This window comes from Paenibacillus sp. LS-5, assembly GCF_056121505.1.
On record NZ_JBWAVA010000004.1, the window covers coordinates 292,524 to 313,399 of the forward strand.

The 20,876-nt window shown below is 48.5% G+C and carries 18 protein-coding genes; 3 read left to right on the plus strand and 15 right to left on the minus strand.

What is annotated here, in order from left to right; translation table 11 throughout:
- The 3 genes from AC0MA3_RS08870 to AC0MA3_RS08880 all read right to left on the minus strand — a co-directional run bounded on the left by AC0MA3_RS08870 (position 1) and on the right by AC0MA3_RS08880 (position 3,506).
- Positions 1-882: a carbohydrate ABC transporter permease gene (locus AC0MA3_RS08870; protein WP_379160281.1), complete on the minus strand. Its 882-nt coding sequence runs from the start codon at positions 880-882 to the stop codon at positions 1-3.
- A gap of 126 nt (positions 883-1,008) precedes the next feature.
- Entirely contained in the window at positions 1,009-2,382 is a 1,374-nt protein-coding gene (locus tag AC0MA3_RS08875; protein ID WP_474655898.1) for an ABC transporter substrate-binding protein, read from the minus strand.
- A gap of 314 nt (positions 2,383-2,696) precedes the next feature.
- Complete coding sequence (locus AC0MA3_RS08880; protein WP_379160275.1) at positions 2,697-3,506, minus strand: response regulator transcription factor; 810 nt, start codon at positions 3,504-3,506, stop codon at positions 2,697-2,699.
- A 227-nt stretch (positions 3,507-3,733) separates the two neighbouring features.
- Here AC0MA3_RS08880 and AC0MA3_RS08885 point away from each other — a divergent pair, with 227 nt between their 5' ends.
- The 3 genes from AC0MA3_RS08885 to AC0MA3_RS08895 are packed head-to-tail and all read left to right on the plus strand — an operon-like array spanning position 3,734 to position 7,114.
- The gene (locus AC0MA3_RS08885) at positions 3,734-4,693 is read left to right on the plus strand and encodes a glycoside hydrolase family 113 (RefSeq protein WP_474655899.1); all 960 of its coding nucleotides are present in this window, start codon (positions 3,734-3,736) and stop codon (positions 4,691-4,693) included.
- Positions 4,694-4,700: 7 nt separating this feature from the next.
- Positions 4,701-5,930, plus strand: a complete 1,230-nt coding sequence (locus tag AC0MA3_RS08890; protein WP_474655900.1) for an AGE family epimerase/isomerase — start codon at positions 4,701-4,703, stop codon at positions 5,928-5,930.
- Positions 5,930-7,114, plus strand: coding sequence for a glycoside hydrolase family 130 protein (locus AC0MA3_RS08895; protein WP_474655901.1), 1,185 nt, complete (start codon positions 5,930-5,932; stop codon positions 7,112-7,114). The genes AC0MA3_RS08890 and AC0MA3_RS08895 overlap by 1 nt, the downstream gene beginning before the upstream one ends.
- Before the next feature lie 345 nt (positions 7,115-7,459).
- On the opposite strand, the gene AC0MA3_RS08900 is transcribed toward AC0MA3_RS08895, so the two are convergent.
- The 12 genes from AC0MA3_RS08900 to AC0MA3_RS08955 all read right to left on the minus strand — a co-directional run bounded on the left by AC0MA3_RS08900 (position 7,460) and on the right by AC0MA3_RS08955 (position 20,699).
- Positions 7,460-8,239 carry a class I SAM-dependent methyltransferase gene (locus tag AC0MA3_RS08900; RefSeq protein ID WP_474655902.1) on the minus strand — a complete coding sequence of 260 codons (780 nt, stop codon included), beginning with the start codon at positions 8,237-8,239 and terminating at the stop codon, positions 7,460-7,462.
- Positions 8,240-8,249: 10 nt separating this feature from the next.
- Positions 8,250-9,314, minus strand: a complete 1,065-nt coding sequence (locus tag AC0MA3_RS08905) for a LacI family DNA-binding transcriptional regulator (RefSeq protein WP_379160257.1) — start codon at positions 9,312-9,314, stop codon at positions 8,250-8,252.
- Between the two features lie 16 nt (positions 9,315-9,330).
- On the minus strand, positions 9,331-10,653 hold the full coding sequence (locus AC0MA3_RS08910) for an ABC transporter substrate-binding protein (protein ID WP_474655993.1): 1,323 nt from the start codon (positions 10,651-10,653) through the stop codon (positions 9,331-9,333).
- A gap of 22 nt (positions 10,654-10,675) precedes the next feature.
- Positions 10,676-12,562, minus strand: coding sequence for a sensor histidine kinase (locus AC0MA3_RS08915; RefSeq protein WP_474655903.1), 1,887 nt, complete (start codon positions 12,560-12,562; stop codon positions 10,676-10,678).
- Between the two features lie 207 nt (positions 12,563-12,769).
- Entirely contained in the window at positions 12,770-15,028 is a 2,259-nt protein-coding gene (locus AC0MA3_RS08920) for a methyl-accepting chemotaxis protein (RefSeq protein WP_474655904.1), read from the minus strand.
- Between the two features lie 235 nt (positions 15,029-15,263).
- Positions 15,264-16,595, minus strand: coding sequence for a peptidase U32 family protein (locus AC0MA3_RS08925; protein WP_474655905.1), 1,332 nt, complete (start codon positions 16,593-16,595; stop codon positions 15,264-15,266).
- Between the two features lie 266 nt (positions 16,596-16,861).
- Positions 16,862-17,794 carry a peptidase U32 family protein gene (locus tag AC0MA3_RS08930; protein ID WP_474655906.1) on the minus strand — a complete coding sequence of 311 codons (933 nt, stop codon included), beginning with the start codon at positions 17,792-17,794 and terminating at the stop codon, positions 16,862-16,864.
- A 380-nt stretch (positions 17,795-18,174) separates the two neighbouring features.
- Entirely contained in the window at positions 18,175-19,221 is a 1,047-nt protein-coding gene (gene mltG, locus AC0MA3_RS08935) for an endolytic transglycosylase MltG (protein ID WP_474655907.1), read from the minus strand.
- A gap of 163 nt (positions 19,222-19,384) precedes the next feature.
- Positions 19,385-19,693 carry a DUF1292 domain-containing protein gene (locus tag AC0MA3_RS08940; protein ID WP_379160239.1) on the minus strand — a complete coding sequence of 103 codons (309 nt, stop codon included), beginning with the start codon at positions 19,691-19,693 and terminating at the stop codon, positions 19,385-19,387.
- Positions 19,686-19,994: a DUF1292 domain-containing protein gene (locus AC0MA3_RS08945; RefSeq protein ID WP_379160236.1), complete on the minus strand. Its 309-nt coding sequence runs from the start codon at positions 19,992-19,994 to the stop codon at positions 19,686-19,688. The genes AC0MA3_RS08940 and AC0MA3_RS08945 overlap by 8 nt, the downstream gene beginning before the upstream one ends.
- Before the next feature lie 13 nt (positions 19,995-20,007).
- Positions 20,008-20,424, minus strand: coding sequence for a Holliday junction resolvase RuvX (ruvX, locus tag AC0MA3_RS08950; RefSeq protein ID WP_379160916.1), 417 nt, complete (start codon positions 20,422-20,424; stop codon positions 20,008-20,010).
- Positions 20,424-20,699 carry an IreB family regulatory phosphoprotein gene (locus AC0MA3_RS08955; protein WP_074084724.1) on the minus strand — a complete coding sequence of 92 codons (276 nt, stop codon included), beginning with the start codon at positions 20,697-20,699 and terminating at the stop codon, positions 20,424-20,426. The genes ruvX and AC0MA3_RS08955 overlap by 1 nt, the downstream gene beginning before the upstream one ends.
- Positions 20,700-20,876 lie beyond the last annotated feature (177 nt).

Below are 20,876 nucleotides of genomic sequence, written 5' to 3' on the forward strand. Positions count from 1 at the left end.
TTACTTCTCCTCCTTAATCAGAACACGCTGCAGAATGGTGACAAGAACAACAATACCCAGGAGCACTACGGCCATGGCCGAAGCAAGACCCAGCTTACTGTATTTGAAGGCCACATCGACGGTCTGGATGACAAATGTGCCGCTGCCATTGGAACCGCCGGTCATGACATACGGAATTTCGAATACACCGATCGCTCCGCTTACCGCGAGGATCAGATTGAGCTGCAGAATACGTTTGATGCTTGGAATAATAATGTGCCGGAACTGGTGCCAGCGGTTGGCCCCGTCAATTTCCGATGCTTCATAAATATCACTGCCGATGGAGGAAATCGCTCCAAGGAAGATAATAAAGTTCATCCCCATGTATCTCCATACCGATGCAAAGGCGAGGGAGATATTGATCAGATGGGGATTCAGCAGCCACTTCTGCTGCCAGGCTCCAAGTCCAACGAGATCAAGGATGGTATTCAGGGTGCCTTCCGGCTTGAAGAAAAACAGAAAAATAAATCCAATGGCTACACCATTCAAGAGTGTCGGAAAGAACAGGATTCCTTTGAACCAGTTCTTCATCCGGACATTAAAGCTTAGGATTGTGGCAAAATACAGCGCCAGCCCCATTTGGACGAAGGTGGCAAAGAAATAATACAAGCTTACTTTGAACACGGCAAAATACTCCGGTTTGGTAAAAATCGTCTTGTAGTTATCAAAGCCGATATACTCCATGTCTTTGCTTAGACCATTCCAGCTTGTGAAGCTGTATTGGAACATTTTGAATACAGGCAAATATGAGAACGTCAGCAACAGAACTACCGGTACTAGTGAGAATAAAAATATGATCAATATCCGCTGATTTTTATAACTTAAGTTGGACAATCTCTCCACACCTCCTAAGAAGACTGCTTATCACTCCAAATCCTTCTCCATACTCGCAAAAGTGAAGGGGAAAATGCCGCTAGGGCATCTCCCCGTTCTCTGCAATCTTTCTTCACTGCTGCGCTAATACCATACTTACTTAGTTGCCGTTACTTTGGCTCTTGCAGCTTTCCATTTATCATTCAGGTCTTTCATAATGTCATCATAGGAATCTTTTCTGTTGCCAATTGCCGCTTCGATAATCACTTTCTTGAAGTCAGGCTGCCAGAGGCCGATTTCAGCTTCTTTGTCGATGGCATCAACCCAGCCCTCTTCACCGGCTTTTGCAGGGGCAAGCGTATCAAAGGTTACATCAGTGCCATCAAATTGTTTCAGGATTTCCGGAAGCTCAGCACCTTTAACTGGGCTCATACCGCCACCTTCAGTGGTAGGATAGCCGGATTCGTTGATGAACCAGTCTACCCAGGCTCTAGCTGCCTCTTTGTTTTTACTGTGAATGCTGATACCCAGATTGTAGTCATCTGAGAGCGGAACCAGAATCTTGTCTGCGTTGGTCGGGAAAGGCATGAAGCCTACATCGTCAGGGTTGGTTGCCAGCCCTTTGATCTGGCCGATAGCCCAAGATCCAAGCATCATAGTACCGATTTTACCGTTAGCCAGGTCAGCCTTGGAAGATTCCCAGTCTGTAGTCGTAGGATCTTCTTCAATCAGACCATTCTTGGCAGCGTCATACATAACTTTGTACAAGTCGTAGTGCGGCTGGCCTTGAACGAAGTTATCATCCGATGCCACTTGGCCGATATTCACATAATCACGATCGCCGGCTACGGTAGCCAGATCCGCTTCCCACTGGGTCAGAGTCCAACCGGCAGCATAGTTCGTGTAGAGAGGAACTGCATCCGTCTTGTCCTTGATACTCTTCAGCGCAGCAGAGAACTGGTCAAAGGTTCTTGGAACCTCAGTAATTCCGGCATCCTTGAATACTTGTTTGTTGTAGATGACACCGGAGAAGTTAACCGTAATCGGAATACCGTAAGAAATACCGTCAACAGTACGTTCTTCCAGCCCGGTATATTGCTTCTCCAGATCGGACATTTTACCCAGCGGTTCAAAAAAGTCCGGCAGGTCTTTAATAGCGACACTTGTAGGCAGCAGCAGAACATCGCCGTAATCATTTGTGCTCATGCGGATCTTAATCTGATCTTCATAGCTGGACAGTGCTTCGAAGTTTACTTTGACATTCGGATACTTCTCATTAAATTTGGCTGCATAGTCTTTGAATACGGTATCAACAATATCCGTTCTTTGCGTGATTACCGTGATATCTCCTTTGATATCCTTGGCTGCGTCACCTTCTGGAGATGCTGTTGCCTCAGTATTGGTTCCGGTGTTGCCTGCATTGGTTGCTGCGGCATTATCCGTATTATTGTTGTTCGATGAACAGCCTGCGAACAAACCCGCCATTAGTGTCAATGCTGCCAGACTAGTAACTGCTTTGGTTGTCTTCATTGTCTTTTGACCCCTCTCTTCATTTCGAACCTTAAAACTAATAATAACTAAACACTAACAACATTCATCACAAATCAACGATTATATTCCAGAAAAATCTACTGATCCTCTATTTCGTATGAAAAGTGGTGATGTTATCGCTTACAAACACATTATAAATCGTTTCCAACCGCAAAACGATGGTTTCAATTGCTTTTTCTGGTCTTCAATTTGTTATTTTTGTTTTTTATATTTCCTATTTGTTATCTATCTATATATAAAAAGGCAAACCCCTCATTACACGGAGTCTGCCTTCATATGAAACTATTTATTTATTATCTGCAGCGGCTCTTATAATCCTTTGGCGTCATGCCGCACATTTTTTTGAATAGCTTGTTGAAATAAACCGGATCACTGTAACCAACCTTTTCGGCAATTTCGTAGTTTTTCAAATCAGGCTGACCGAGCAGCAGCTCCTTGGCCTTGGCGATACGGATGCCTATCAGGTAATCTGTTATGGTCTGACCTGTCTTGTATTTGAACAACCGGCTGATATAGCTCGCGTTCATCCCCACGGTCTCTGCCAGTCGCTCCAGTTCAAAGTTATGACCGTATTCCTTCTCCAGAATGCTTTTGGTCTGTTCAACCACATAATGTTCCCCACCCTCGGGGGCCAGAGGAGGTGCACCCTTCAGTTCTGCTTCTATAGAATGAATTTTCTTGTTCTCTTCCACACTTTTCAGCAAATCGTATAGCTGTGTTTTCTCAATAGGCTTAAGCAAATAATCAAGCACTCCGTGCCGCATGGCCCGACGGGCATATTCGAATTCACTGAACCCGCTTAATACCGCTATAGGGAGATGCTTCAGATGCCCTCTAACCTCTTCGATCAGCTTGAAACCATCCATTCTAGGCATCTTAATGTCTGTAATTAGAAGGTCTATATCCTCCTGGCTAAGCTCCCGGATCTGATTCCACGCCTCCAGCCCGTTACCATGGGAACCGATAACTTCAACTTCCAAATCCATTCTGGAAGTAATCTTCTCAAGCCCACGGCGAATTACTTCCTCATCGTCCGCAATCATGACCCTGATCACCACCAATCGCCTCCAGTTCGTTGCTGCCACAAATGATTGCGGTATCATTATCAATTATAAGCCTCATTTATCACTTCGCATATGTGCTCAAATGTACTTTTATAGTCTTAAGTTTACTTTGCCCATTTTACCCTTGAAATCATAACCGAAAAGGGTTATAACTGAATTGTATTATTGTTATTATTTAATAACAAATTTACAATAACAATATAACAAAATACTTAAATGTTTCGTTCCCTTTATTCCTACTATTCTGACAAAGCGAGGTAGCTGAGATGTCACTGCAGAATGAATATGTCGGAGGCGTTACCTGGGGTTTCATGGGCAGGCGCGGGACCTGGGCAAATCAAGAGGCTGAAGCTTCAATGGAGCTTATGAAATCGGTCACCGGAGCGAACTGGACAGCCATCGCTTTCAGTGCGATTCAAGCCACTCCGCAATCTACGGAAATTCCTTATTGGGAGAAACCCACAGTTACTGACGATGAGGTTCTATGGGCGATCCACAAGGCAAAGTCGCTTGGTCTGAAGGTATGCCTGAAACCGATTGTGAATTGTGCAGACGGTACTTGGCGCGCGCACATCAATTTTTTTGACAGGGATGTTCCCTGCGAGCCCAAATGGTCGGAATGGTTCAGCTCTTATACTGCCTTTATTATGCATTTTGCCGCGATCGCAGAAGAAAGCGGTTGCGAGATGTTCTGCATCGGCTGCGAGCTCGTGATGTCTGACAGACGGGCCGCAGAGTGGCGAGCCTTGATTGCAGAAGTACGCACAGTGTACAGCGGAGTTCTTACCTATAATTGCGACAAATATCAAGAGGACAATGTGACCTGGTGGGATGCCCTGGATGTGATATCTTCCAGCGGCTATTACCCCGAGCTAGACTGGGAAGCACAGCTGGACCGGATTGAGGCGGTGGTGAAGCGATATGGCAAGCCCTTCTTCTTCATGGAAGCAGGCTGCCCCAGCCGCACCGGAAGTGCCGCGATTCCAAACGACTGGTCGCTGAAGGGCGAACCGAGCGAGGAGGAACAAAAGCGCTTCTATGAGGCCATGTTCCGCAGCTGCGAGCGCCGAGAATGGGTACAGGGCTTTATGCTCTGGGATTGGCCGGCACGACTGTATCCACTGGACGCCGCAGCAGAGAACGATGACTACTGCATGTACGGGAAATCTGCAGCAGATGTCATTAAGAAGTACTACGGTTCCAAGACTACTGCGATTAAGGAGTGAACAACCGATGAATAATTCAACTCAAGTATGGCTGAAAGAGCTGGAGGATGAACTGAAGGACAATATTTTACGCTTCTGGATGGAGCACACCCTGGATGAAGCGAATGGCGGCTTTGTCGGAGAGATCGACAACCAGATGAATGTGATTGAAGGTGCCGAGAAAAGTCTTGTGCTCAATGCGCGGATTCTATGGACGTTTGCGAGCGCTTACCGCTTCTATGGCACAGCTGAGTATTTAAAGATGGCTGAACGTGCCTTCGACTATTTGAACCGGCATTTCTTGGATCAGGAATACGGCGGTTTGTTCTGGATGGTGGATGCATATGGAGTACCCTCCCAGCCGAAAAAGCAAATCTATGGCCATTCTTTTGCCATATACGCACTTGCTGAATTTCATCATGCCACAGGGCGCGCTGATGCGCTGCAGCAGGCGATTGATCTGTTCCATATCGTAGAGAAATACGGCTATGATCCTATTTATAAAGGCTACATTGAAGCATTGTCCCGTGAATGGCAAATGACAGATAATCTCAGTCTCAGCTCGAAGGATATGAACGAGAAAAAGTCCATGAATACCCATCTGCATGTGCTGGAAGGCTATACCGGCCTGTACCGGGTATGGAAATCGGAAGAGCTGAAGCTCAAGCTGACCGAACTGATTGAAACTATGCTTGAGCATATCATCGATGCGGACGGCAAGCATTTCCACCTGTTCCTGGACGAAGAGTGGCATGTGAAATCCGAGAGCATATCATTTGGCCATGACATCGAAGGCAGTTGGCTGCTGGTCGAAGCCGCAGAGGTGCTGGGAGATGAAGAGCTGATTCAGCGCGTGCGCAAGGTGGCCATTTCTATGGCCGATGCCGTGCTTGCCGAGGGCATTGCCGAGGATGGCGGAATCTGGAATGAAGCAGACAAGAACGGATTTATTGATAAGTCTGAGGAGTCCAGAGACTGGTGGCCGCAGGCTGAAGCCATTGTGGGCTTTTATAATGCATATCAACTGACTGGGGATCCACGGTTCCTGCAAGCTGCCGAGAACGCTTGGGCTTTCACTGACAAATATTTGGTTGACCACCAACTTGGCGAATGGTATTGGGGGATTGACGAAGCGCTGCAGCCTCTGCCACACGCACCCAAGGTCAGTGCCTGGAAATGTCCTTATCATAACAGCAGAGCCTGTTTTGAGATGATTGAACGGCTTAGCTTGACATCTACTCTAAAGGAGACAAAATAATGAACACAAACTTTCAAGAACGCAAACAGAAGCTCACGGAGCGTTATGAGGTCCTGATTGGCCGCAAAAATGAAAAGGTTCCCTATGGTAACGGTACTTATGACCGCTACAAGTATCCTTTGCTCACTGCTGAACACGCACCGCTGATCTGGCGCTACGACTTCAATCCGGAGACCAACCCCTATTTTGCAGAAAGAATCGGAGTTAATGGTATCTTCAACCCAGGAGCCATTGAGCTGAACGGGAAGTTCTATATCGTTGCCCGTGTCGAAGGCAATGACCGCAAATCCTTCTTCGCTGTAGCCGAGAGTGACAGCGGCGTGGACGGCTTCCGCTTCTGGGATCACCCCGTGGTGCTGCCTGAAACGGAAGATCCGGACATCAATGTCTATGACATGCGTCTCGTGAAGCATGCGGACGGATGGATTTACGGCTTGTTCTGCACCGAACGCAAAGACCCCGATGCCCCTCATGGCGATCTGTCCAGCGCCGTTGCCCAATGCGGAATTACCCGGACTAAGGATCTGAAGACCTGGGAACGTCTTGCTGACCTGAAGACCGGCTCCGCACAGCAACGCAATGTAGTATTGCACCCGGAATTTGTGGATGGCAAATATGCCTTTTACACCCGTCCGCAGGATGGATTCATCGACGCAGGTTCAGGCGGCGGTATTGGCTGGGGATTGTCGGAGACTATCGAGAATGCAGTAATTACGAGTGAATCCATTATGGATCAGCGTTATTACCACACCATCAAAGAAGTGAAGAACGGCCAAGGCCCAGCGCCAATCAAAACACCACGCGGCTGGCTGCATATTGCCCACGGTGTCCGCAACACCGCCGCAGGACTGCGCTACGTGCTGTATGCCTTCCTATCCGATCTGGAAGAGCCTAATAAAGTTACGCATGCACCAGGCGGACATTTCATCGCTCCTGATGGTGAAGAGCGCGTTGGCGATGTATCCAACGTTGTATTCTGCAATGGCGTGATCGCACGGGATAACGGGGACATCTACATTTATTACGCATCCTCCGATACCCGCATCCACGTAGCTACTACTACGGTTGACCAAATGCTGGATTATGTACTGAATACACCTGAAGACCCGCTCCGCTCTTATGCATGCGTGCAGCAGCGGATTGCGATGATTGACCGGAATCTTAATATGAACCTTGAAGCTTAGCAATTCCGGGTGTTAAACGTAACTGCGGGGAATGTTTGGACTTCCGGCCGCTGTTGTCCGCAGATTTCTTGATTATTTACCGTGTATCACGGTTGAAATCCGCAGACAGCTTATGCTTCCGATGCCAGCTTTCCTACGGAAAGCTCTCAGGCGGTCGCTGTTGCTCCTTCAGTTCCAAACTTCCCCTCCGTTACTTCACCCTTAATGTACCTTCTCAAGTTCTTTTATAGAGAGTAAGCAGAATTAAAGGCGGCCTTAGTGATATCCACTGGGGCCGCCTTTGATTTTAAAGAATAGTTCGCAAGAATCATATCCTTGAGCAGATGTCCTCAGCCATCAACCATTCTATACCTTAGCCCTAACAATATAATGTTCTACCGTAGTCGGCAGGCCTTGGGCAGTCTGATGGTGAGCGAAGATCCGACTGATCTCAGGCAGACTGCTCTCCATAACCATTTCATGGACTGCAGACGTTTGTCCGAAGCAGCGAAGGCGTACGATATCTATCGGCTCATGCAGATACTGTGTACTGACGACCGTCTCGATTTCAGACGCAGAAAATCCGCTTGTATCAAGCTGCTGCTTGATCTTGTCCAGCACTGGAGTGCCTTCCTGCCGTGAGCCAAACAGCCCGGGAAACAGCAATGACAATTCAGGAGACAACCGGTCGCCGGGGTGGAGAGCGATGATCTGTCCCCCTTTTCTAATAATTCTGGCGAGTTCAGGGTATGCGGATGTGGGCCCTTTACGGTTATATGCACAATCGAACTCATCCTGCTCAAAAGGGAGCCTATGTTTGGTGTTAGCCGTAACAAAGGACACATTGGAAAGGGCAGTACTGCTCGCGGTATGTATGAAATCGGCAGTGACATCAAGCCCGACGATGTGCTGCACCACAGGGCTCCACTTGATCGTAAAATCGCCATGGCCGCAACCGACATCGAGCACTTTTTTGCCCGGAACCAGTCCGGCCACCTCCTGTGCAAACATCTGCTCCGCATCCGGTCCCATAATCGTCGAATTCCAGGGATAAGCGTATCTCCCAGTGAGACTACCCAGCCCGGCATACCACTGGAACGAATGCGGCACAATCCAATCCTTATGCATTGTAGGGTCTATGAACACTGAACGCCTCCTACTCCCGAGGTCCCGCCACCGAATCCCGGTGGACAATATCGGCGGAGATCAGAATTTTCTCCAGAGGAGCTGAAGGGTTATGGATACGGCTTAGCAGCTTCTCTACTGCGGCCCGGCCCATAGCTTCCTTTGGCACATGCACCGTTGTCAGTGGTGGAACACCGCGAAGAGCATCCTCGATATTATCAAAACCCGTGACTGAAATGTCACCCGGGATTGCCATCCCGTCTTCCCTCAGCACATCACAGACGGTCAGTGCCGTGAAGTCGTTGGCACAGATAAGAGCGGTCGGCAGGGTTTTGGCTTTTTTGCGTTTCGTCATCCAGAGCTTGAATTCATCACGGAACGAGCCGTCATCCATACCCTCCAACAGCAGCATCTCGTCGTCACCGGCTGGTGTTCTCATATCATTCTCTTCAAGGGCACTGCGGACGCCGATCCAGCGGTCACGGAAGCTCCGGGAATACCGGATATTGCCGACAAAATGAAACAGCGTATGTCCAATGCCCATCAGATGGTTGCTAAGACGCGTCATGGAATCAATGTTGTTGGCGAATACGGTATCGCTGGGAATAAGCGGGTCTTCATGATCAATAAGCACCATCGGTAGGCCGATGCGGTGCACCTCAAGCAGAAGTGAAGTGGAAATCTGCCCTACCCCCACCAGACCGAGCAGACCGTTCGGATTAAGAATGTTGATGAAGTTATCGGCGCGGTGCTCCGAGACAATAACCATGCCTAGCCCTTCCTGATCAAGAGCCAGCGCGATACCATCGATGATTTTCCCCCAATAGAGGGAATCCTGGGTCTGCGCCCGGATATTCGGCATCAGTACGAGCACAGATTGCTTGCCCCGCTCATTGCCGGATGCCGGAGACGGACGTTTCACATTTTGCACATAAGCATTCTTCTGGGTAAAATACCCCAGCTGAGACGCGGCTTGAATAACCCGCTCCCGGGTGGTCTCATTAACGCCGCCTTTGCCCGAGAGCGATTTGGAGACTACGAACTTGGATACACCGAGGTGATCGGCGATTTTTTGCATGGTCACTTTTTTTGCCATAGGAAATTCCTCCAGATTATCTTGATTGCACAGCTGCTGCCTGCGGCCCGGGAGAAGCCTGCTGGCCTGCCCGTGCTTCTTTCCATTTCTTATTGAGTTCATCAAAAGCCTTCTGTAAATCCGGTGCTGCAATTAACTCCTGCATATAATCTCCTGACCAAAAGGACAGCTTCGCCCGGTTCGACATGTCAATAAAGGCGTCAGATTGTACAGTTGCCTCAATCAACTTGGGATGATAGGAGAGAAACTCACTGTATTGCGGCATGGAGGGCTCCTCCGAGCTATTAGCGGGCAGAAATCCCGAGTTGGTCGTATAGGATGTTTCTTGTACAAAAAACTTCACCCAGGCCATTGCAAGTTCCTTGTTATCGCTGTATTTGCTGACTCCTATGAACCAATCGGGATTCAGCAGGGCATTGTGAACCGGTTGATTATCATAAGGGAACGGGAAAAACCCAATATCCTCAGTCTTCGCTCCGGCATCTATAATCTGGCGGATCGTCCAGTTGCCCTGAAAATACATACCTGCTTCCCCTTTGGCCAGCATGGTCTTAGAGATCTCCCAGTTGTTCGAGAAAAGCTGATCCTCCACATATCCTTTGGCCAGCAGGGTCCTGGAAATCTCAAGCGCCCGCCCCCATTCATTCCCGATCTTCCAAGGATTGTTCTCGTGCACCATATTGTTCAAGTAATCAGGATTGCCTGACATATAATTAACCAGGTTGTCGCCCCAATCCCGCAACGGCCAGACGGCACCATAATTCATGTATAGCGGGATAATGCCTGCCTGCTTCAGCTTGGCGCTGGCTGCATAGAATTCATCAAGCGTTTGCGGTACCTTCTCAATCCCTGCCTTTATAAAAGCCTGCTTATTGTAGACAATCCCGCTCGTAGTGGTCCCGGTAGATAACCCGTATCTTTTGCCATCATACGTGGCGAAGGTTGTGAACTTCTCCTGTGCAGCCAATTCCGCGGTTAGCGGTTCAAAAAAAAGTCCCAGCTCTTTCGCCGGCAGATTCACGGGAAGCAGCAGCACATCGCCCGCGTCCTTAGTGGACAGACGGACCAGAATGTCCGTGGCATAATTGGACAAACCCTCAAATTCCACCTTGGCCTCCGGATATTTCTTTTTGAACTTATCGGCGTAACCTTTGAACGTCCCATTCTCAATCAGATCGATCCGGTTCGTCAGCATTACGATCGTACCGGACAATTCAGACGGACTCTCGCTTCCCGCCGGAGATGTTGAAGGCACAACCTGCGGATTGCCCCGGCCTTCACAGCCGGCAGACAGCAGAAACAACAACAGGATGATATGCATAGGCCAACGTAATTTCATCCGTTTCAAGCGGACTCCTCCTCTATTCTCTTCCCTTCATTTCCTGACCTAACGGGCTCAGTAGCGGCAGTGATAAAATCACATCCGTCCCTTCTCCCGGCTCACTAAAGACCTCAATACCATAGGCCGCTCCATAATGAAGCTGAATCCGCTGATGAACATTTTTCATCCCGATGCCCCCATTGATGCTTTTTTTCGGAGGCATTTCATGCTTCAGGCTGTCATTCAGCTTATCGAGTGTGGACTGCTCCATCCCGCAGCCGTCATCCCGGATATGGAACAAAAGCTTCTGCTCTGTAACTTCACACTTAATGCTCAGATGCATTTGAGCTTTGGTATCATCCAATCCATGGTAAGCGGCATTCTCAATAATCGGCTGAAAAACCAGCTTAATCATGGAGTAATTGTCCAGCGTCCCAGGAACATCAATCTGCAATACGAACCTGCCGGGATAACGGCAGCCCAGCAGTTCGACATAATTGCGGACATACAGCAGTTCTTGCTTCATAGTCGTTATTCCGGACAACTCACTGGTGCTATAGCGCAGGAGCTTGCCTAGAATGGAGATCATATCCGCGGCCTCTACATCATCATTGATCTCTGCAGTCATACGGATGGATTCCAGCGTATTGTATATAAAATGGGGGTTGATCTGACTCTGTAGCGCTTGCAGCTCAGCCTCTTTCTTCTGTTCCTCAATCCGGTATATATCCTGAATCAGCTGCCGGATACGGGCCAGCATACGGTTGAATTGATGGCCCAGCAGGCCAATCTCATCCCGGCGTTTAACACGGAAGGTCACATCCAGATCGCCGTTCTGCACCTTTTTCATCAGCTGGATCATTTGGGTCAGCGGTTTGGTCAAGGCAAATGAGAGGATAATCGAAATAATCAGCGCCAACACAATAATTATAAGAGTAGCGGCAAAGGTAGCATTACGGGTCAATTTCACCCCGCGTGTCAGCTCATCCACAGGAATTGAAATGATAACCTTCCAGTTAGTCTTGGAGGAGCTTGAATAAATATTAAGCCGTTCCTTGCCTGATACGGTGTCATAGAAACTCCCGGCATTGCCAGAAGCCTGACGAAACAGGCTCGTATGGGAAATATCAGTCGTCAACAATCTCTGGTCGCTGTCAAAAATCACTTTGCCGTCCTCATCGACAATGATGGATTTGCCATGAGTTACGGTATCCAGCTCGGCCACCTGATTTTCCAGATTGCTGATGTTGGCTTCGACTGCAATCAGTCCAATCGGATTCCACAGCCCGTCGACAATTTTGCGGACTACAGTAAATGCATAACGGGTACTCTGCAGATTGCTGGTATAGGCTTGGGTACCAAAGAGCAGCGCTTCACCGCTAGAGTCCTTGGCCTGATCGCTCCAAAACTTGTAGCTTTGCTTCAGATCCAGACGGACACCGCCATCCTTGGCAGAATAATATCCATTGCCGTAGCCGTCAAAAATATATACCGAATTGGTTCCCCGTTTAATATTGTTAATGAAGGAGATATTCCCTTCAACCCCCCGCTGAATCGACAGCAGCAGATCGTAGTCACCGGGAGCAACCTGTGTGCCGTTCCCTTTGCTTACCATCATCTGTTTTTGTTCATAATACCGGTTCGAACGGATCAAATTCTGCTTGATATCGTTTACATAGGCAGGCATGGAAGAAATCCGTTTCATATCCTCTATGTAGTCATCAATGGAGTCCATCATCTGGTCAATCAGCTTCTCTGAATAGGCAACGGTGTTCGCCTGAATCGATTCCGAGTAGCTCTTGAAGCTGATTACACTGATGAAAGAAAGGGGAAGAGTGATAATAATCAGGAAGACCAGGAGCAGCTTGCGTTCCATGCTCATGTCCCCCACAAAGGACCACCAGGTGTGACTGCGTTTTACGTTCATACGGCCCTTCTCCTTATTCCAGCTTTTCCTAACATTTTAAGAAAAAATAACAGTTACCTAACAAAATAATTATACTTGTTAGTTCCGTGATGTACAAGGAATTTACATTCCCAAACTATGAATATCGTGCAAAAAAAAAAACATCCCGCTGCCAATGGATGGCTCCGCGGGATGCTTGTTTTACTAGCATGGCGAACTTATAATTCTCTATTTAATCGTAAACAAGGAAAGCTTGTCTTTCAGCTGGGTGGAGACACTTTCCAGTTTGCCGGACAGTGCAACGAGCTGATCGCTGACATTCTGCTGTTCATTACTTAGGGAAGCAACCTCTTCCGAAGTGGCTGAGGATTGCTGTGCCACTGCACTTACATTGCCCATGGCATCCGACAAGACGCCCTGGGAATGATTCAGGCTGTCAATGGCTCCGGTAACCGACTCCAGACTAGAAATAAAGTCTCCCATTTGCCCTTGAACGGATACGAAGATATCGCTGGTGCTCTTCACCGAACTCATCTGCTGTTTAAAGAGCGGCGCAACCTCAGACAATACTGCTACTGTCTCATTCATCTCGGTAATAATCTTATCCGTAATACCAGCTACGACAGCAATGGACTGCTTGGATTGGTCGGCCAACTGCCGGACCTCATCAGCAACAACCATAAATCCGCGCCCCGCTTCACCTGCTCTTGCTGCCTCGATCGTGGCATTGAGTGACAGGATGTTCGTCTGCTGGGTGATATTCTTCATTACATCCAGTACCTTGATGACCGAGAATACTGTTTCTTTCAGATTGTTGACCCGGTCTACCAGTGCAGTAGTCATCTCTCCGGTGCGGCTGGTCTGCGTCAGCAGCTCTTCCAGCTGCTTAGCACCTAGGCCACTGGCTTCTCCCACTCCGCGGGCGGCTTCATCCATCTCGGCGTTAGCTGCGATGACGTTCTGCATTTGAGTTCCAATCAGATCCGTAAGCTCATTGCCGCGCTCAGCTTCTTGGGCCAGACTTCCTGCACCACCGGCAATCTCTTCAGTAGCTGCCGCGATTTCCTTCGCGGAAATCGCCGTCTTGCGGGAGGCATCCCCAAGCTCACCGGCAGTCTCCAGCACTTCACGGGCAGTGTCCGTTGTCTGGGCTACAAGTTCGGTAATCCGTCCCATCATCATATTAAAGGACGCAGACAATTCACCGATTTCATCCTTGGATACATATTCGGTGCGTACGCTCAGGTCACCCTTTGCACCTTCGACCATAAGATCCTTCAAACGGGCCAGCGGCCGGGCAATCATCCGTACCATTGCAATACCCACCAGAACAGCGAGTACCGCTGCTGCCGCTGCGGCTGCAAAGGTTGTGAACAGGATTGGAGTAGCTGCCTTCACCAGTTCACCGGTAGGGACAATACCTGTCAGCTTCCAGTCCGCTTTGACCATAGGTTTGTAGACAGCCAAAACATCTTCGCCTTTTGCATCCGTAGCTTCCTGACTCTTACTGTTGGTCTTGCTCTCTTTAATAAATTTAAGCTCCGATACCTTACCATCCTCTTCAGCATTGGAAGAAGCCACTACCGTTCCATCCGGTGCAACGAGCTGAATCCGCGAGCCGTCTCCGAGTGTAACGCTCTTGAATGCTTCTTCAAGCAGTGTATTCTTGAGTTCAAGCAAAATCACATATCCCGAATTGGCTCCAAGGTTTTTAAGCGATCGGAACATCGCAATATTCTTCCCGTTTCCTCCTGTTACAGAAGTAGGGAACCAATAGTTCTGGGCCGCTTTTTCCTCTGCGGTATAATAGCTTTTGTAACTCTCCGTATTAGCAACCCCTGTTTTGAACCATTCCTGATCTCTGATATTATCCAGCTTCACGCCGGAGCTTCCGCTTGAAACAATATCAAAGTCCGTGGAAGTCGGAATCAGTGTAATCGCAACAATATTAGAGTCCGTAGTCGTCTGGCTGGATAGCTTTTTACTGATGGCATCCGTTGCCACAAACTTGTCATAACTGTTCTCTGCAGCCATGAGATCCCGCAGATTAATCTGCATTTGTGGATCAAAAAAGAGCTGCATAGCAAGATTCTCATATTGCTTGAGTGTAATATCAAGCTTCTCCGAGGTCTGGATAATCGTCTGGCGGTTAGCTTCTGACACGTTATCCTTAATAGTGTTCTTAGCTTTATTGTAGGACAACAGTCCTAGAGCCAATACAACTACTACAATTGACGACAAAAAGATCAAGAACAGTTTGACCCCAACGGACTTATTAGGATTAACTCTCTTGGCCTGACGTATCGTAGTATGCAGCATTCCTTTAACCGTAAGATCGGAGCCTATACGTTTTTTGATTGACACCGGTTCTTTGGTTGTTTCCTGTCCTGCATCCGTCTGATTTGTCTCAGATTTCTGGACGGTCGACGGCAATTTTTTGTTAGGCTTATTCTTTTTTGTGAATTTCATCTTTTTCTCTTTCTGCATTTCGCCATTACTCTCCTGTTTAGGAGCAACCATCATAATCACCTGCCAATTAGTTTAGAAGACCCATGTAAGCGTTCGCTATAAGTTATATCGGCAGTGTGGGTATTTTTGCTTAGTTTTCTTTAGAAATTACCATAGAATCTTTATATATTTTAGTCATTTTCCATTTAATGCTATAAATCAAAAAGGAATGCCCCTCATCAGAGGTGCATTCCCGCAGAATACTCTAAAAATACTATTTCTTTTTACGCATCATGTCGAAATATGCAACAGGCTGATCCACCTTCATGCGTATCCGCTGGAGCGGATGGCGCGCAGCATCAAGCGGCTGGCCTTCTTCGTCCCACAGCTCGCCTACCGTTTGTTTGAAGAACGTATTGTCAGGCCCGAAGAACTCTACTTCCTGACCCGGCTTGAAGTGGTTGCGCTGCTGAATCAGCGCAGTTCCGCTGGCCGCATCGTACTCCAGCACCAGTCCGGCAAAGTCATAAGGAGCCGCTTTTTCCTCTGGCTCATAAATATGATCCTCATGATCCGGCGTATCGTAGAAGAATCCGGTATTCAGCGGACGGTTCGCCGCCTTCTGCAGCTCCTCCAGCCATTCCGGCTTCAGCACGTACCCTTCAGGGTCGGCCATATAGGCATCGATGGCTTTGCGGTAAGCATTGACGACCGTCGCCACGTAGTGGATGGACTTCATCCGGCCTTCGATCTTGAAGCTGTCAATGCCGACTTCGATCAGCTCGGGAATACTCTCCAGCATGCACAAATCCTTGGAACCCATCGAGAATGGGTTATCCTCCGGCTGATGCAGTGGAAGCTGGGTTACCCCCGGCTTAAGCGGCTGAGGAGAATGCTGCGCCTGGGCCTGATCTTCTTCGGATACCCAATCCCCTTCAGGGCGGGCATCCTCGAACAGATCGTATTTCCAGCGGCAGGACTGGCAGCAGCCCCCGCGGTTCGAATCACGGTCTGTAAAGTGGTTAGACAGCACACAACGGCCGGAGTAGGAGGAACACATTGCTCCATGGATGAAGCTCTCGATTTCAATATCGACATGCTGCTTAATCTCGGCGATTTCCTCCAGGCTCGTTTCACGGCCGAGCACGACACGCGGCAGTCCTTCTTCTTTCCAGAAAGAAACGGCATGCCAGTTGAGTGTGGACTGCTGGGTACTCAGATGCACTTCAAGACCCGGCACCAGACGGCGTGCGGTATCCACTATGGCAGGATCTGCCACGATAATGGCAGCAATTCCCGCTTCATATAGATTACGCAGGTATTCTTCAATCCCCGCGATATCTTCATTATGGGCATAAATATTCGTAGCTACAAAAACCTTGGCACCGTATTTTTTGGCAAATTCCACACCTTCGCGCATCTCTTCAAAGCTGAAGTTATCCGCTCCCGAGCGCAGGCCGTATTTCTGTCCTCCAATATATACTGCATCCGCACCATAGTGTACGGCGAATTTCAATTTCTCCAGATTACCCGCCGGAGCTAGGAGCTCCGGTTTGTCCAGACGGTAACGTTTGCCTTTGTATTGCGGCTTGGTCATGGTTCCCATTCCTGTTCTCCCCTCCATTGTCTCATCAGTTAAAACAGCTTAAAAAGCTTACATTTTGATGTTGAACGCAGCTGCGGGAAATGTTTGGACTTCCGGCCGCTGTTAGGTTTGGATTTCCCGAACTTAACCGCTGGCCGGGGTAGAAATCCAAACCTAAAGGCGGACGCTACCGCTCCTACAGTTCCAAACTTCCCCTCCACTGCTGCACCTTAATGTTGCTTAATGATCTATTTTAAAAAGCTGAGTCATTGCTTTTTTATTATATTTTAATATACCTGTTCCTTGTAGAAAAATCCGAAGGACAATTCGCGCTCAGGATCTTGCAGCGCACGGATGCCATCCATCCAATCCTCCTGGAAGGCATAGCCTTCAGGATTAGCAGCGTACAGGTCAATCGCACGGCGGTACGCCTTGACGACAGCTTCGTTGTAGGCAACCGGCTTCAGCAGCCCTTCAATCTTCAGGCTGTGCACACCGGCCTTCAGCAGAAAATGCAGATCTTCCAGGATGCAAATATCATCGGAGCTCATAATATGCGTCCCGTTCTCATCCTCGTATATCGGAAACTTTTCATTGGGGCGCTCAGCTTCGATCAGGAACAATCCCCGCTCCTTACCCAGGCTTCCGCCATCACTCGGACGGCCCTGGTGAGACATGTAGCTTGCAACCAACTTGCGCTTGGAGTGATAAATATTCGTCATGCCATGCACCTGCACCTGGGCTTCAACTTCCAGGAGCGGTACCATTTCGGTCATTTCATCCATATTCAGCTCACGCGCCAGAACAACCCGCGAAGCACCCTTACGCCCCCAGTAATTGGCTGTGGCATAGTTAGTTGAAGTCATTTCCGCATTCCAGTGCAGCTTCAGTCCCGCTGCCTCGGATTTCACTGCAGCGAGCACGGCTGGATCACCAAATTCGATGCCATCTACACCCAGTTCCGCAATGGCTTTTATATACGCGGGAAGCTCATCCAGCAGCCGGTTGGACATTAGGCCACCCAGGCCAGCATACACTTTGCAGCCTCTTGCATGAGCCAGCTTGATCACCTTCGCAGTATCCTCCAGCGAGAAATGGCCAGCCAGACGCATGCCAAAGCGGTCATCACCAATCAACAGCGCGTCCGCACCGGCCTCCAGCAGCACAGCCGCTTCTTCCAAGGAAGCGGCTGTCGCCAGAAGCTCCGTTTTGTTATTCATGTTGCACCCTCCTAAAAGCTTTGTAAGAACTAAATTTACGTAGCAAACTAATTTAAGGGGATTCGCTCCCTCTAAATTCGTTGTAATGGATCATTTGGTGCAATTAAAGGGATTCGTACCCTCTAATTATCTCGGTTTGGTACTTAATGATAACACGATAAAGATTAGAGGGCATATTTCCCGCTAATCTTAAGAATGTGAGGATTGAAATGAATTTAGCGGCAGTAATTCCCGCTAAGTAAATAAATAAATTCATATTAACCGGATGTAGCACTTTTCTGCACCACTGCTCACTGCACCAAAGCGCACCACTCGTGTATCAAAGTGTCACGATCTGCCGCACTAAAACTCACTGCACCACTGATAATTCTACCTGTTTCTCACTGGTTTTGTTCACTTTTTTTGATATTGGCTAAATGTTCCTTATACGTCTTGCCGAATAAATGGCCCTGCGAGCCATCTTTTTTGGTTACGTAGAAATAATAATCGGAAGCTTCTGGGGTCAGGGCAGCCTGAATAGATGCAAGGCCAGGGTTGCTGATGGGTCCAGGCGGCAGACCCTCGTTAGAATACGTATTATAAGGACTATCTACCTTCAGATCCTTCTCATATAGACGTTCCTTCTGTTTGTCCAGCAGGTACTGAACCGTTGCATCAATCTCCAGCTTCTGTCCCTTATCCAGCCTGTTATAGATGACTCCGGCCACAATCGGACGTTCCTTGTCTACTACAACCTCACGCTCAACAAGCGAAGCCACCGTCAGCAGCTCATGCAGAGAGAGTCCTCGTTCGTCCAGTTTGCTTTGCCAACCTTCAATGCTGTCCAGCTTCTTCTCAAGCTGCTCCAGCATCGCTTCTACAACCTGCTCCGGAGTGCTCCCCTTTACAAGCTCATACGTCTCCGGAAACAAATAACCCTCCAGGCGATGGCGAAGCTTGCTGTCTTCGGGAATACCAAGTCGGCCTACGGCTTCAAGACCCGCACCCGAATCTATAATTTTCAGGAATACTTCGGGTTTCTGATTCCAGGCTGCAGCGAGCTTATCGGCAACCTGCTTGGCCGTATACCCCTCAGGTATCGTAAAGGAAACTGTTTCCTTTTTCACCACATCCCCTGCATTCAGGCGGGCAATCAATGAATCATACGTGTCCCCTGGACTGGCGGTATAGGTGCCTGCCTTAAAGCTTGACCCTTCTTTGACCCACTTCAGGTAGCCTTTAAAAAATAATCCTTTGCGTATGATACCATTTTGTTCGAGCAGATCAGCAATTTCCGAGCTACCCATTCCCTTCTCTATCGTAAAAGTTACCGGGGGGCCTGCCGGCTTCACCGGCTGCATGCCATTCCAGATGTACCAGGCTCCTCCGCCGCCGATTACAGCGAGCAAAAGGATGATTAGAGCCAAGGTGCGGATTGCAGCTTTCAAATGTCACTCCTCACTTTCCGACTATAAAGTATAAAATTGTACTGTCTCAAATTCAACATATATTTTTAGATAAGTATATTTTCCTTCGATCTCAAGCAAAAAGAGCGCGGGAAAATCCCGCCCTCTTCCGTGCCAAGCCTTGCTATAGCGTACATATGGAAGTTTATTCGCTTTCGTCAGCGGGAAAAGTCAGCTCGTCGTACAGCTCGTTGACATTTTCCCATTCCTCATCATCCACGATGCTCTCCAGTTCGGGAAGTCCGTCAGGGGATACCACAATCCGCAGAATCTCCTGTTCGGCGTCTTTCCCGGAGCCGGCAAGCACCGCATATGCGCGGTCACCAACTTCAAATTCGGCAATAATATCGTAAACGGAAGATTTGCCGTGCTCGTCTTCCAGTTCTACTGTTTCTCCATATACTTCTGTAAGCTTTGAAGTCCAAACCACCTGATCAGCGGAAAACTCAGTCATTCTCCGCTCCTCCGTCGAGCTCATCTACCAGCGTATTGAAGGTTTCCTCCACAATAGCCCATTCCTCATCACTCTCGATCATAAAGAGTTGAAGATCGTCGCCGTCTTCTTCATAACGGAACGCATACACCTCATCGCTCTCTTCATCCTCGGAATCCAGCGGAACTACCATCATATACTTGGCATCTGAACCGTCGACTTCAAATTTCATAATGACCTCAAATTCCTCTTCATTACCTTCCTCATCAGGAATGTAGATAATTTCCGGTTCTTCTTCTTGGCCAATCTGCTCGTTTGTCACTCCAACACACCCCTCACCTTTTACTGTTAGCATCCAAAAAATTTTGCAAAATCAGGGCTGCAGCCATTTTGTCTACAATCCCTTTGCGTTTCTTCCGGCTGACGTCCCCATCAATCAGTATCCGCTCTGCAGATACCGTCGTCAGACGCTCATCCCAAAGGTGTACGGGCATTTCGAGCTCATCCCGAAGCCTACCGGCAAACTCGATGCAGATCTCACCGCGGGGTCCTACTGAGCCATTCATATTCTTCGGAAGGCCTACAACAATCTCTCCAATCTCATGTTCCTTGACCAGTTCGCGGATACGCTTGAACTCATTTCCGTCGCCGCGCCGCTCAATCGTCTCCAGAGCTTGTGCAGTCCATCCAAAAATATCACTTGTGGCAACTCCGATCCTACGGTCGCCGTAATCCAGACCTAGCTTCTTCATCATTTCGGATGATCCGCCCGATGATTAGCGAGGTAGAAACGAACCAGTTCCTCAATCAGCTCATCACGTTCTTTCCTCCGGACCAAACTTCTCGCATTGTTATGGCGCGGAATATAAGCCGGATCTCCAGAAATAAGATACCCTACGATCTGGTTGATGGGATGATACTCCTTCTCCACCAGCGCATCGTATACCGCGAGCAGTATTTCTTGGGAAGAGGCTTCCTTCTCATCGCCCTTTACATTGAATTTGACCGTTTTGTCCATGGAGTCCATTTGTGACACCTTCCTTCTGCAAAATCACCCGCTTCTTGGGCGGCTTCGCAAAGTTGCTGCTATACAGCTGACTTGCTGCCCTCATCATAACATATTCATGGCCCAACGAGGAAATCCTTCCCCCTTGGTAACGCTTTTTTTGGTATTTCGTCTACAAAAATAGAGATTTTTTTGGGT